Origin of the sequence: Polaromonas sp. CG_9.11, assembly GCF_015752225.1 — a bacterium.
Lineage (GTDB): Bacteria > Pseudomonadota > Gammaproteobacteria > Burkholderiales > Burkholderiaceae_C > Polaromonas.
On sequence record NZ_JADOVE010000026.1, the window covers coordinates 1 to 12,346 of the forward strand.

A 12,346-nucleotide genomic window follows, 5' to 3' on the forward strand; every position below is an offset into this window, starting at 1 on the left:
GGTCGCTCCAGTGCGTTTGCCGAGTTTTATGTAGAGCCTGACGGCGCGAATGCGGTCTTCGTAAGAATACATGAACTACTTTCAAGTAGTCCAAGATTTCCGCCGCACCCCCGGTTACCGAAATACATCGAACCACCTGAATTCTCCAAAATTCATTGCCGGCTGTACGGTTTTCGGGTTCTTTCACGGGTAGTCAAAACTGGCAGTCTGGATCAATTTCAGTTAGCTCCAACATCCAGCCCTCATGAGACGCCCGAGCCGCCCGCCCGAGTAAACATAACGCCTGTCGGCAAATGCTCCGTGCTTCCCCAAACCTCGGCCCCTTGAATTTTGCGTCGAGCAATTCGGCTGCGAAGCAGCAGTCATGTCGCAATTCTTCGCGGCACAAACGAAAAACCCGGCGCACGGGCCGGGTCAATCAATGGGGCCGCCTCAACAAGGCGAGTCCGGTCAGTGGCCGAGGAGTTCCCCGCTTACGCAGCGCGCGCTTTCTTGACAGCCGCGGCGCCATCATTCACGGCGGAGCCTACAGAGCTTTCCATTTTGGAAGCAGCATCTTTCATGCCGTTGGCAATGCTGGTCACGGCATCAGAAGCAGGAAGGTTCTTTACAAGCGATTCCACGTTGCCATTGAATTGCGCCACGCTCAAGGCAATAGCGTCCTGGAAATTTTGGGCCGTCATCGCCATGAGCTTTTCGGAAAATGCGCTCATGATGTCAAAAGCGGCCTTTGGCTCCTTGATGCTTTTGAACGCTTCAAACGTTTCAGTCACCGCAGCTTGCGATGCCTGGGCTTGCTCCTGAACCAGGTCGCCCCATGCCTTCAAATTGTCCACCATCGGCTGGAACGCTTCTTGAGCGGCGGCGGGGGTGAATTTCTCAGCGCTCGACTTGATGGTTTTTTGGGCGGCTTCGAACGATTTGTTGGTCAGCATGGGATTCCTTTAAAAAATGTTGCAGTGCAGCAATTATCGTTCGGAAACGGCTGGGTGCGGGTGAGAAAAGCAGAATTCAGTGTCATTAGTGGTGATGCCTTACAACTCGGGCGGGAGGTATCAATCAACGACCCGAGCACCAACGCGCTGGTAGCGTTCTGAGCTAAAAATAACCCATCCCTTTTTCTGCCTTCGTTATCTGGACGGGTTTATGGGCACTTTGCAGCCAAAGCCCAGAGCGTGAGCCCGGGGTGGCTCAACAAAGCAACCGTTTGATGGGCACCACGGCGAGCCCATTGGGAGCCCAAAATAGGTATTCCCTCCATCAATTCGAACGACGGCAATACTGCGGGAGCGGCGCTTCAAACGGTCAACATGAATTCACCCCTGCCGGCCACAACACCCCAAGGCGCCGTGTCGATCCTGACCGGTCTCGATCCGAACACCACCCACGTGTTGGTCCGGGCTCAAGAATCGGCAGCGCCGTTGCGCCCAGATCTAAATGCCAACAAGGGGAACCCAAGCGGCTCCCAGCAGTACGCCCGCCATCAGCATCAATCCGATGGACATCCGCAGGCGCAGGCGACGTTTCACACGGGCCCTGTGATCGCGGTAGTCCCGGTAATCCCGGTTGTCCCAATTGGCGTGACGGCTGAGAAATAACATGGCGCTCCCTTGGTCCATCAATCTTGATGCGTTTCCTGCACAGTGCGGCGAGAACCCTGTTTCCACGGCCGCGTCGCACCGGTCCCCTGTCTTCATGCAGTGTCGTTAAGCCAGTGCCCATCACCAATCGCTGCTATGGGGTACGTGGTGCAGGGGATGGCGCAGGGTATTTGAAGCGCGTCAATCAGCAGCGCCGCTCTTGGATCGACAGTTTTTTGCTGTGATGAACAGATTTGAGAACGTCAGTAGTCAAACGAAATTAAGGTAATAAATAGTGTTAAATGTGGTTTCTACGTATGTTTATTTTAATTTATACATATTTTTGTCAATAAATGTAAAATAAAGTACCCACCAATTGACTACTTTCATTGCATATCCGACCTTGCCTTGAGCCAACTGTTGCCAATTGACGTGGGATTGAAACGTCTGATGGAAAAAAAGTCAGGAGCAGTTCATGAAAATTCAGAACGAATTCGAGGCAGTGTCGGAATTTTTAACTAAAAGCGACTCTGCCTCGACGTGTCGCCTTCTGGCGCCCCACCTTGCACAACCTTCCCGCTGGCCCGAATTCCTGATGGGCCAGGCGGAGCAGCCGGTCCGGGTCCTGCTGATTGATGATGACCCCCATATGAGCCGGGTGATTGCGCACGAATTACTGGGGGATTTGCGCATCAACCTGCTGGGGCAAGGCCGCAGTGTGAGGGAGGGGCGTCGCCTGATCAGCGAGCATGAATTTGACGTGATGCTGGTGGACCTGAATCTGGGTGACGGCACCGGTTTTGAGCTGATCGAGCGGATGAAAATCGGGCGTCCTTTGGCCGAAGCAGTGGTCATCTCGGCCATGGAAGACGAGCAGCATGCCCTGCATGCTTTTGAGCTCGGTGCCACGGGCTACCTGGTGAAAAACTCCTGGTTTGGCAACTTCCCGCAAGCGGTGCTGCAGGTGGTCAACGGGGGCGCTTCGATCACGCCCAACCTGGCGCGCAGGCTGCTGAGCAAGTTCGAGCATTCCCAGGCCAGTGGCCAGACCCTGCGCGAGAACAAAGGCAAGGACAAGCTGTCCGAGCGTGAAAAAGAAGTTCTCAAGTGGGTCGCCTCGGGCTATACCAGCACTGCCATCGGCGCACGGCTGTGCATCAGCGGGCAGACGGTGAATACCCACATCAAGAACATTTACCGCAAGCTCAATGTGCGCAACCGCGCGCAGGCGGTCAGCTTTGCGACCAATCAAGGACTTTTCAAATAGCCTGAATCGCCAAACCGATGTGAGAACGGTTTTCGAGAAGGTTGCAGGTGATGCCCCGCGCTTGTGTGAATTGAAGCGGAATTTTCTGCGACTGGCGTTATGTCAAGTCAGGCGCCATGGAGCGGTCCGGCATGCGGTCCAGGACCGCGCGGCGTACCGTTATTGATGATCCGCTGTTCGCCGAATTTTTCGTAAATCGCGGGGCAGGCATTGCCCAACGGGCGGTTGGGATAAACCGATAGCACTGGGCATGGCAGCTTGGATCAGGCAAGCGACAATGATCCGCATCAACGATGCGGATCATTGAGCCTCCGGGCCATTTCAGACCGGAAGATTCCAAGAAAAAGAAGTCACAAGTCGCCGCCATTCCAAGGAGGAAAAGGTGACGGGCGCAAAACCCCAAACCTCAAGGAAACCAAACCTGGGGCCGGTAAGGCATAGCGTCTTCTTTCCTGCTCTGTGCTGCCCGGCTCAGGGCGCAAGCGCGTCCAGTGCTTTTTGCGCCTTTTTCACCGTTTCCTTCACATAGGCTGAAACGTCAGGGTGGCGCTTCGCCAGATCGGGTGAGCCGCGCAGCGCGGCCGTCGCCTGGCCGGGCGAATGCCTTTCCTTCAGCATTTTTTTGGCCACCTCCAGATCAACCTGGTCCGGGTTGGCGCCACTCGAGTGCGCGGCATGGCGGCGGTAGACCTGTGCGTCCAGGTCGCTCATGAATTTCGCCGCCGACTGCCCTGTCTTCAGGGCGCTTTGCTGCGTCAGCGCCACTTTTTCAGCTTGCTCATCAGACGCCAGCCGCAACGATCTCAAGCGCATCAACGTCTTCATGCAAAGCGCTCCCAGGGCGTCCAAAATGACGGTCAGCGCGCTCTTTTTCGCCGACGCCTGGCAAGTGAACCCCGCCATGGGCAGAGCTTGGCGGGCGTCTTCTAACGTTTGACCACCCCATTGCCGGTTCAGCTCCAGGCTCACGGCCTCAGCCAGGCTTTGCTCATCCCCCGGCTCACTTTCCCGGGAGACCTTCAGGACCGCCTGCAGGTCATCTTCCCCCGACAGCTGCACCAGCGCCGGCCTGTAACCCTCCGCTCGCAACCCGTCCAGGCGCTCTGGCGTCATGCCCTGCACCACTAGGAAGTGATGCGCCGCATCGACGGGCGTAAGGTACACGTCAAAGCCCTTCAGATTGAACGTCCGGAGTTTGGGAATCAAGGCCTCGACCTGCGCGGCGCTGTACCCAGGCGCAGGCTCACCTGCCTTGCGCTTGTCCAAACGAACCGTGCGCTCCTTTCCCAGGGGGCACAAACTATCCTTCAGGCTCAGCCGGTAGGCGGGCGCGCCCAGCGCCGCCGCCTGCTGCTGCCATGCCTTGATCTTCAGACCGACATCATGGAGCGCGGCCGGCCGGGCTATTTTTTGAAGAACCCGGACGGCTTGATGTCTTTCAGGCTCTCCTGGCTCGCCAGCAGGAGCAGCTGCCCCGCGGTGTCCAGCGGGAACGCTGTCGTCAGCCGCGTAAGGCTGTCCTTCGCCGCGTTCGCTGCCTTCACGGCCACCACCGTCCTCGCCTCGCTGGCCAGCATCAACAGCTGGCCGTCCTTGTCCTTGGGCAATACCGACTCGATCGCCTTCAGCCTGTTGTCCATCGCCTGCAGCGACGCCAGCAGCGGAACCATCGCGTTCAAGGCTTCGGCCAGCGGCACGATCGCTTGAGCCAGTTGAGAAATCTGCAGCGGCATCGCCGCGATCTGCTTGTCCAGGCTCTCCAACTGCGGCTGCACCGCCGCCAAGCTCTGGCGCTGCGTCTCCATCTGGCCCTGCAGCTGGGCCATCTGCTCGCCGCTCGCGTGCTTCTGCTTGGCGTCGGGCAAGCTCTGCACTGTCTGTAGCTTGGTCATAAATCATCTCCTTTTGAAGCGCAGCCCACTTGTAGGCCGCGCCAAGCTGGCTACCGGTAAACGGCACGCCTTCCCACTCGAATGCAAAACCGTTCATCCTTGCGGTAGAAGCAATGTTGGGCACCGCTGTCACACCAGCTGCGTCCAGCCTTTCCAGGAACTGCTGCGTCGTCGGCCGGCCCTTGAGCGCGCCGGCCACCAGCTCCTGCAGCACCAGCCGCGCAGGCTTCGTTTCCGTGCGCAGCGCCATCTCGATCTCGGCCTTTTTGAGCCCGCTTTTCTCAGGCATCACGATCTTTCCCTCAGGCGTGTAGCTCGGGCCCCGGGTGATGGTGAGCTTGAAAGCCTTCTCCAGCTCGGCGATGACGCGCGTGGAGATGAGGTTGTCGTTCTTGCCCAGAAAGACCGTGCCATTGATCAGCACGCGGTTGACGATCACGTGCATGTGTTCATCGTCATGCTTGAAAAAGGCGAACTGGGTGTTTTTCAAGTCAAACCCCATGCGCTTCAAATAGCTCTTCCCTATGGCGTTCCAGCGCTCGTCGGTGATGTCCTCGCCCGCAGGCATGCGCAGCGAGTTGTGCCACACCGGTTTGGCGATGTCGGGCCTGCGCCCGGCAATCGCCCGAAATTCGGCCGCCAGGCTGCTGATCCCGGTGCTCGCCATGCTCCCGCCGATCAGCCGGCCGTGCCCGGCTTCCCGGTCTTTGCCTTCAAGCGCGTAGCTGAGCACGCCCTTGAAACCGGTGCCTCGGCTGATTCTCTGCATGCCTTTCATGGCAGGGGTTCGCGGTTGTCCGCCTCTTCGCTGGGATCTGCGGCTTCGTCCTCTTCAGTCTCATCGCTTTCTTCGCCTTCGCCCCGCAGCGCCCGGGCTTCGGCTTTTGCCTTTTCCTGCTGCTCGCTGCCCACGCCCACAAGCGCTGCCCTGAACGCAGCCAGCGTGGCGCTCAGCTCGGCCAGCTCGAGCTGCCCGGTCGCGTTGGCGTGGCGCGTCAAGCGGTTCAGGTTGCCGGCGGCTCGGGCCAGCGCGCCGTAAGCCTCCAGGTTGACCGCCGGAATGGGGCGCGGCAGCCGGCGCGCCAGCGCCAAGGTGCGCAGCCACTCGCCCGCGCTCAGCGCGCCGCGTCCGCGCTCGAGCTGCGCCTGCTCCGCGTCCGTTAGGCGGCAGGCCACCAGGTGCTGGCGCTTGTCGACCGCGCTCTTGGGCTTGCGACCGCGTTTGGTGCGGGGTCGAGGCAAGGGCGGCGATGCATCAGGGAGCGGGGCAGCGGAGTTGGGCATTGGGCTGTTGGCTGTTGGCTGTTGGCTGTTTTGTCTTGGGTATTCAACCGGCCAGCGTAGCTGGACCGGCGACGAGAGCGAAGCGAAAGTCGGGGAAATTGAGCGTAGCGAGATTAGCCCTTGCTCCTGTAATATGCCTGCTTATTCTATCTATGGTAACGGCTATCTTCTGGGCTGTCAAATCTTCAGGGCTGTCCGGCTTCGGCGCTCCGAAGATCAGCGCTTCAGAGGGTTCAGAGGGTTCAGTCTGTGGGAATTCTGCGTTCGGCAGGTCACCCAAAACGGCTCCTTGGGCCAAGAACCGTCACGCTTTCTCTCTCTTGTTCTGGCGCCAAGATGCCAGCCAAGACAGAAATCGCAACACCGTGCCGCGTCGCCCTCCCCCCATGTGTCGCCAGCCGCTCGCCCAGCAAGCCATCGGTTGGGGGAAGCACAAGCAGTCATGTCATCACCCGCCATTTGAACCAGTCACTGGCTCCCGGTCTTTTCAAGCTGGTGAGGCGTGTCACAAAAAGCTGTCGTGCGACATGGCAACCCTTCAGGTATTGCATTCATTAATATAAAATGACTGCATTGAATGCAATTTTATGAGGTGACACCATGGCCATGCTAACCGTACGCAACCTGCCCGACGACGTGCACCGCGCCTTGCGGATGCAGGCCGCGCTCCATGGGCGCAGCACCGAGGCCGAGGTGCGGGCCATCCTGGCCATCGCCGTCAAGCCAGAAGCGCGCGTTCGCCTGGGCGATGCGCTCGCGGCGTTGAGCCGCGAGATGGGCCTGACCAACGAGGATTTCGAGGTCTTCGACCGGGTCAGCGACCGGGCGCCGGCCATGCCGCTGGGGTTTGAATGATCGTTCTCGATACCAACGTCGTCTCTGAAGCGATGAAGCCCGAGCCCCACCCGGCCGTGCGCGCCTGGCTGAACGCGCAGGCTGCCCAGACGCTCTACCTGTCCAGCGTGACGCTGGCCGAGTTGCTGTTTGGCATCGCGGCGCTGCCCGCTGGCAAGCGCCGGGACATGCTGGCCAAGGCGCTTGACGGCCTGCTCGGACTGTTTCGGGACCGGGTGCTGCCCTTTGACACCGATGCGGCCAGGCACTATGCCGAGCTGGCCGTGAGGGCCAGAACCAGCGGGCGAGGCTTTCCGACGCCTGACGGATATATCGCTGCGATCGCGGCCTCGCGCGGCTTCATCGTGGCCTCTCGCGACACTGCGCCTTTCCAGGCGGCCGGCGTGCGGATCATCAATCCGTGGGAGGCCTGAAGTGGGCATGAATGAATGGCGCCGGCTGGCCGCCAGGATCGACCAGCACATGCAGCAGCTTGCCGCCCAGGGCGTCAACGCCCCGCACGCCATCATCGACCGCATGATGGGCAGCGCGGCCGATCTGCACCAGATCTGGGTCGCGGCATCCGATGACCAGCTCATGGCGCTGTCCCGGGAATTCCCCGGCTTTCACCGCTACGCCCTTGTCATGCAAGAGGCATTCGAAGCCGAACGCACCAAAGCATCCCGGCCCTATGACGGCATGGCGCAGTTGTCCGAGCCGCACCGGCAACGGGCAGCGCGACTGCTGGCCACGGCGGCAACCCTGGAGCGCGGCTACCAGGCATTTGTGGGAAGTGGCAGCCTGCCAGTGTTCCAGCCTCAGGTCCGCGAAATGGACAAGCTCCATCGGCAATGGCTGGCCGATCTGGACAGCTTCAAAAGCGCTTTGCGGGCGCAGGGCGCGCAAGCCCAGGCGTTGGTATACGTCGATGATGCGTTCGGCCGCCTTGCCGAGCGCATCAGGACGCTGGCAGGTTCAGGTTCAGGTTCAGGTTGACGGCGGAATTTTCGGCGGTCCCGGCTTGCAATCCCCCGTCAGGGCGATCTCCAGCGTTCTGGCTGTCCTTGGGTTTTGGCGCTGCCGGGCTCCAGGCGGCCCGCCTGGCCACCACCGGGAACACGGGCTACCCCTCCCCAGGAGGAAGTGACGAAGGAGGTGGAAATCACCCAGGCCGCCCGGACTTTAGCCGGGTGGTCGTGCGTTGATCAGGATTGCAAAACGGGGCTCCCGCTGTCTGGCGTCAGGCGCGTCGTCTCGGCCTGAACCGTGCCGGTCGCGATGCCATCTTTCGAATCCTGCACGGCCAGCCGGGTGGCAATGACACGCATCAGCTCAGTCACCTGTGCTTGCAAGGCCTGCACCTGGCCACCCAATCGGGCAGCGTCCTCCCGCGCCGTGCTGGCGGCCTGACCCGCTTTGCCAAGTTTCGTCTCGGCCGCCTCAAGCCGTTCCTGAACACTGGTTTCCTGTTGGGTCAGCGCCTGCCTGGCCGCTGCGGCATCTGCCTTGGCGATTGCCACTTCCTTGTTCAGCACCTCACGTGCATCGCTGGCGTTCTTGCTTTGCTCAAGCAGTTCATCGCGCTGCATCTTCACCGCGTCTTGATGAGAGCTGCGTTCGTTCTCCAGCAGCTTGTTGAGCTGGTCCAGTTGAGTAGCGTGCGCCAAGCCGGCCGCCTGGCTTTCACGCTCCTGCGTGGCCAGACGCTCAGCCAGCTGGCTCAATTCGCGAGTACCCACCTCATTCAGAGCCTGGGCGTCGGCCAGCGCCTTCTGGAGCGCCTCATGGTCTGTCTCCGCCTGGCTGAGCTTGGCCTGCAGATCATTGACCACCACCGCAGCATCGGCCAGTTCTGCCTTGTCTTTGCCGCTCTGCTCATCTGCCGAGCGCTGGATCTGGTGCACCCGGCGTTCCGCAGCCTGCACGGCTTTGTTGTTCAGTGAAGTGGCCAGCGCCGCCATGCGCTCGCCCAGAGCTTTGGTTACAGCCGCCAGTTCCTCGGCCATCTCCAGCGGCAGCTCGGTGGTGGCCGGCGTCAAGGGTGCGGCCGTCTGGCCGCTGAGGTGCTCCTCCCACACTTTGAACAAGCGCGCGGGATTGCCGCCCCCCGTTTTCGTTCGCAAGGCATAACCGTTGACCAGGCGGCCTGCCGCCAGCAGCTCCTGGCCGGCCTGAATGACGTCTTGATCGTGAATTTCTACGGGTCGCATGCGGCACTCCTGAGGTTGGAAGCCTCCAGCATAGAACAAACCCATGAAATTACCAAATTAACCTCCTTAAAAAAATAAACAAAACAAACTTACTAAATATAATTAGTAAGTTTGTTTTGTTCTAACAAGCTTAAAGAACCAAAAATAGGTGTTTTTCAAACTCTGCGCTGTAAAACGCCCCTGTGTGATCCCGGCTTCAGCAGAAGATGGTTCCTCTTTACCGATACGGCAATCTGCCGTATGATTTTAGTTTTGAGGAGTTTGCCATGGCCACAGCCACCACCGCACGCCTGGAAGCCAGGATTAGTGTTGCCCTGCACGCCGCGCTCAAGCGGGCCGCCGAGCTCGAAGGGCGCACCATGACGGACTTTGTGGTCAGCGCCGTGCAGGAAGCCGCCCAGCGGGCCATCGAGCAGGCCGAGATCATCCGCCTGTCGCTGGCCGATCAGGAGTGCTTTGCGCAGGCGCTGCTGTCCCCGCCAGAGCCAACACCAGCCTTGCAGCGCGCCTTTGAGCGACGGCGCAGGCTCCTGGGCCCGCTGTGACGCCATTGTTCGAGGTGGAGCTTCTGGAGGGCAGGCATGACCGCACCGCGTTCGACTCTGCCTCCGAGCCGCTCAACCGCTACTTTTCCCAGCAGGTCTCGCAAGATGTCCGGCGCCGCGTGACCGCCTGCTATGCGGCGCTCAGCCAGGACGGGCGCATCGTCGGGTTTTACACCCTGGCCTCCACCGCCCTGCTGCTGTCCCAATTGCCCGCCGACCTGGGCAAAAAACTCCCCCGCTACCCGACCGTGCCGGCTGTGCGCATGGGCCGCCTGGCCGTTGACCAGGCGTTCAAGGGCCAGGGTCTGGGCGGCGCCTTGCTGGCCGATGCCCTGGCGCATGCCCTGCGCGCGGAAATTGCCGCCTATGCCCTGGTGGTCGATGCCAAGGACGCAGCCGCCGCTGGCTTTTACCGGCACCACGGCTTGATCGCCCTGCCCAGCCAGCCCATGACGCTGTTCCTGCCGCTGGCCACGGCACAGGCGCTGCATCGGCATTGAAAACGGCCGGATTCCGGCGCAATCACAGCAGACCCTCTGGTGCGATTTCTACAAAGAAGGTAGCCAACCCCCTGCCGAAGCGCTTTTAACGCCGCTGGCAGCCTGTTATGGCCCTCAGCGGGCTGTTTGCACTCAGCACCTCAGCCGAGTTTTCACATTGCGCTGCATGTTTGGTCAACCTAGTCAAACGGGAGTGCCCGGCATTAGGCAAAACAGCGGTCGTGATGTCCTTCATTGCCAAACTGGCTGTTGGGGGCGACCTTGTGTCGCGGGCGAAGCCCTGACGGACACGAAGTGCCGTCTTGCCTTTGGGGACTTGTTCGGCCCCTTGGGGCCTGAATAAATGGGTGAGCGCTATTGCGCGAGGGGTCTTGGCCCTTGGCTGCTCTGGGGGGCAGGCGCGTAAGCGCCTCTTCTTTTCCCCCTTGGGGGACTGTTATCGGTTTTTCATCCGCCGTCTAGTTTTTGCAGGTGCGTCAGGTGGCGTGAGACGTTAAAGAATTAATAAAGTTAAAAGAACGCGCGCGTTGTTACGGTTGTTGATAACGTTCTGCAGCCCGCACTGGTATTGCTTCTCAGAAAGTAGTGCGTGGGTGATGTAACGAAGTCGATGTGGGTGATGTAACGACCCAATCCACAGAAAAGCGTGGGTGATGTAACGACCCAATCCACAGGCGTGGGTGATATAACGATGATGCCCTGAGGGTACTAAAATTTCCATTAGTGAGATTTTTTAGGTATGGAATCTCATATATCCGAAAATTTTTAGAAAAATTGACCGTATCCCTTGCTTTTCATCAAATTTCGATGGTTGAGCCTTCGATTTCTGCCCATACAAGATGTTTATCCTGTGCATAGTTTGCCTTCAGCATCATCAAAGCGGCTCCAAGCCGTGGGTGATATAACGATAAAAGTCACGGCTAAATTGGCTTCTTTGCTAAAGCCAGAGCAAGTTTTTTCGAATCGCGTGTGTAAAACACCACCTGATCTTTTTCATTGTCCATTTGCATTCGATAGTCGGGCAACGAGTCGGCTTGGATCAACTCCCGCAGAATGCGCCGGAACTCCCGAATGTTGGACTGGCTTCCACACTTGTTTTTCAGCAATTCAACCCCGATCACAAACCGCGCCTGATCACCACAGTGTTTGCGTGCTATCTCGTAGATCCGCCGCTCGATAGGCTTCCGTAGCCGAAAATAGTCTGGATTGATTGTTAAAACTTCATGAGCCTGTACAGCGTTGAAAAGCCAGTTAGAAAGACTAATTTCCACGGCAATCATCCGCTCGTCATCGGGTGATTTTTCGATGATCTTCCATGCATCAACGATGCCGAAACCCTCTTTCACCCGCTGCCCGCCTGTTTGGATGTTGGTCTTGATTGATGTCCCCCGAAGGCGTTCTAGCGCTTCCTGAAGGCGTTGGTACTCCCTACCCCCAGTAGGTTTGTTGGTGGACACAAGATAGTCATACACGCGAAAGCGTACGGTGCGGCTCTGGGCATCCATGCGTTCCCGATTAAGAGCCTCTGTCATTTGGCTAACTACGTAAATAAGTAAATCCTTATCAAATTGCGTAGCGCGTCCCAGAACTGAAGGGGTCACAGTAATTGTCCTGCTTCCATCCTTGCTCTCCCAATGCCAAACATTTAGGTCTGGCTTAGTCGACAGTGAGAAAATTGGCGCTTCCATGCTCACGCCGTCATCCTTGAGTGCGTAATCGAACAGGTCACAAAGAAAGAAATCGCGGTTTGGGTGATGCACGGGCATCAACCCGCGTGGCACCTTGGGGGCACCACGACGATGGACGGGTGTTTCAGTAGCGTCGAGCACTTTGCCCGATTGGGCGTTTGTTGCATTAGCCTCAAGGCTGAAGGCATTTTCAGCTTGGCGCGCCCTTACTTTGTCTTGCAGCCCATTTGCGATTTCAGTGATGGAACGCATTGAGGACCTCCGCTTACGCCCGTACGGGCGTTTGTTTTAACCAAAGATCGAGAGCTTCAACAAAAATTTCCTGACTCTTCTTGTCAAGTTTCACGCCCAAATTTTTCAGCGATTCATATCGTTCACGGTCGAGCTTCACCGTCAAGGCTTTGTAGTAACCTGGAGTTGCAGCCTTGACTGCGATGTCGTCGTGCGTAACGGCAGGCGATGCATGCCCTTTTTTAGCGACAAGACTGGATGTAAGGCTAGCGGATTTGGCCATTTCTTCGACTCCTATGCGTAAGTATGGTGATA

At 58.7% G+C, this 12,346-nt stretch carries 13 protein-coding genes; 8 read left to right on the forward strand and 5 right to left on the reverse strand.

The window, feature by feature from the left end; genetic code table 11:
* The first annotated feature begins 323 nt into the window (after nucleotides 1-323).
* The 3 genes from IWX85_RS17670 to IWX85_RS17680 all read left to right on the forward strand — a co-directional run bounded on the left by IWX85_RS17670 (nucleotide 324) and on the right by IWX85_RS17680 (nucleotide 2,847).
* Nucleotides 324-1,097 (forward strand): hypothetical protein, encoded by a 774-nt coding sequence (locus IWX85_RS17670; protein ID WP_196870605.1) that lies wholly within the window; start codon nucleotides 324-326, stop codon nucleotides 1,095-1,097.
* A 213-nt stretch (nucleotides 1,098-1,310) separates the two neighbouring features.
* Nucleotides 1,311-1,598 carry a hypothetical protein gene (locus tag IWX85_RS17675; protein WP_196870606.1) on the forward strand — a complete coding sequence of 96 codons (288 nt, stop codon included), beginning with the start codon at nucleotides 1,311-1,313 and terminating at the stop codon, nucleotides 1,596-1,598.
* A 457-nt stretch (nucleotides 1,599-2,055) separates the two neighbouring features.
* A complete protein-coding gene (locus IWX85_RS17680) occupies nucleotides 2,056-2,847 on the forward strand; it encodes a response regulator transcription factor (RefSeq protein WP_196870607.1) in 792 nt (263 codons plus the stop codon).
* Between the two features lie 471 nt (nucleotides 2,848-3,318).
* Here IWX85_RS17680 and IWX85_RS17685 read toward each other — a convergent pair whose 3' ends face one another.
* Together IWX85_RS17685 and IWX85_RS17690 are read right to left on the reverse strand one after the other, a co-directional pair.
* Entirely contained in the window at nucleotides 3,319-5,508 is a 2,190-nt protein-coding gene (locus IWX85_RS17685; RefSeq protein ID WP_196870608.1) for a DNA-primase RepB domain-containing protein, read from the reverse strand.
* Between the two features lie 5 nt (nucleotides 5,509-5,513).
* Nucleotides 5,514-5,981: a mobilization protein gene (locus IWX85_RS17690; RefSeq protein ID WP_196870609.1), complete on the reverse strand. Its 468-nt coding sequence runs from the start codon at nucleotides 5,979-5,981 to the stop codon at nucleotides 5,514-5,516.
* Nucleotides 5,982-6,623: 642 nt separating this feature from the next.
* Here IWX85_RS17690 and IWX85_RS17695 point away from each other — a divergent pair.
* The 3 genes from IWX85_RS17695 to IWX85_RS17705 are packed head-to-tail and all read left to right on the forward strand — an operon-like array spanning nucleotide 6,624 to nucleotide 7,853.
* On the forward strand, nucleotides 6,624-6,878 hold the full coding sequence (locus tag IWX85_RS17695; protein ID WP_196870610.1) for a plasmid stabilization protein: 255 nt from the start codon (nucleotides 6,624-6,626) through the stop codon (nucleotides 6,876-6,878).
* Nucleotides 6,875-7,291, forward strand: a complete 417-nt coding sequence (locus IWX85_RS17700) for a type II toxin-antitoxin system VapC family toxin (RefSeq protein WP_196870611.1) — start codon at nucleotides 6,875-6,877, stop codon at nucleotides 7,289-7,291. Before IWX85_RS17695 ends, IWX85_RS17700 begins: the two co-directional genes overlap by 4 nt.
* A 7-nt stretch (nucleotides 7,292-7,298) precedes the next feature.
* Nucleotides 7,299-7,853, forward strand: a complete 555-nt coding sequence (locus tag IWX85_RS17705) for a transposase (protein WP_196870612.1) — start codon at nucleotides 7,299-7,301, stop codon at nucleotides 7,851-7,853.
* 209 nt (nucleotides 7,854-8,062) lie between these two features.
* On the opposite strand, the gene IWX85_RS17710 is transcribed toward IWX85_RS17705, so the two are convergent.
* Nucleotides 8,063-9,067: a DNA-binding protein gene (locus IWX85_RS17710; protein WP_196870613.1), complete on the reverse strand. Its 1,005-nt coding sequence runs from the start codon at nucleotides 9,065-9,067 to the stop codon at nucleotides 8,063-8,065.
* 266 nt (nucleotides 9,068-9,333) lie between these two features.
* On the opposite strand from IWX85_RS17710, the gene IWX85_RS17715 reads away from it, so the two are divergent.
* Both IWX85_RS17715 and IWX85_RS17720 read left to right on the forward strand, forming a co-directional pair.
* The gene (locus IWX85_RS17715; RefSeq protein ID WP_196870614.1) at nucleotides 9,334-9,612 is read left to right on the forward strand and encodes a DUF1778 domain-containing protein; all 279 of its coding nucleotides are present in this window, start codon (nucleotides 9,334-9,336) and stop codon (nucleotides 9,610-9,612) included.
* On the forward strand, nucleotides 9,609-10,112 hold the full coding sequence (locus IWX85_RS17720; RefSeq protein WP_370584323.1) for a GNAT family N-acetyltransferase: 504 nt from the start codon (nucleotides 9,609-9,611) through the stop codon (nucleotides 10,110-10,112). The genes IWX85_RS17715 and IWX85_RS17720 overlap by 4 nt, the downstream gene beginning before the upstream one ends.
* A 920-nt stretch (nucleotides 10,113-11,032) precedes the next feature.
* Here IWX85_RS17720 and IWX85_RS17725 read toward each other — a convergent pair.
* Together IWX85_RS17725 and IWX85_RS17730 are read right to left on the reverse strand one after the other, a co-directional pair.
* Nucleotides 11,033-12,052 carry a replication initiator protein A gene (locus IWX85_RS17725; RefSeq protein WP_196870615.1) on the reverse strand — a complete coding sequence of 340 codons (1,020 nt, stop codon included), beginning with the start codon at nucleotides 12,050-12,052 and terminating at the stop codon, nucleotides 11,033-11,035.
* Nucleotides 12,053-12,065: 13 nt separating this feature from the next.
* Nucleotides 12,066-12,314 (reverse strand): hypothetical protein, encoded by a 249-nt coding sequence (locus IWX85_RS17730; protein ID WP_196870616.1) that lies wholly within the window; start codon nucleotides 12,312-12,314, stop codon nucleotides 12,066-12,068.
* Nucleotides 12,315-12,346: the final 32 nt, after the last annotated feature.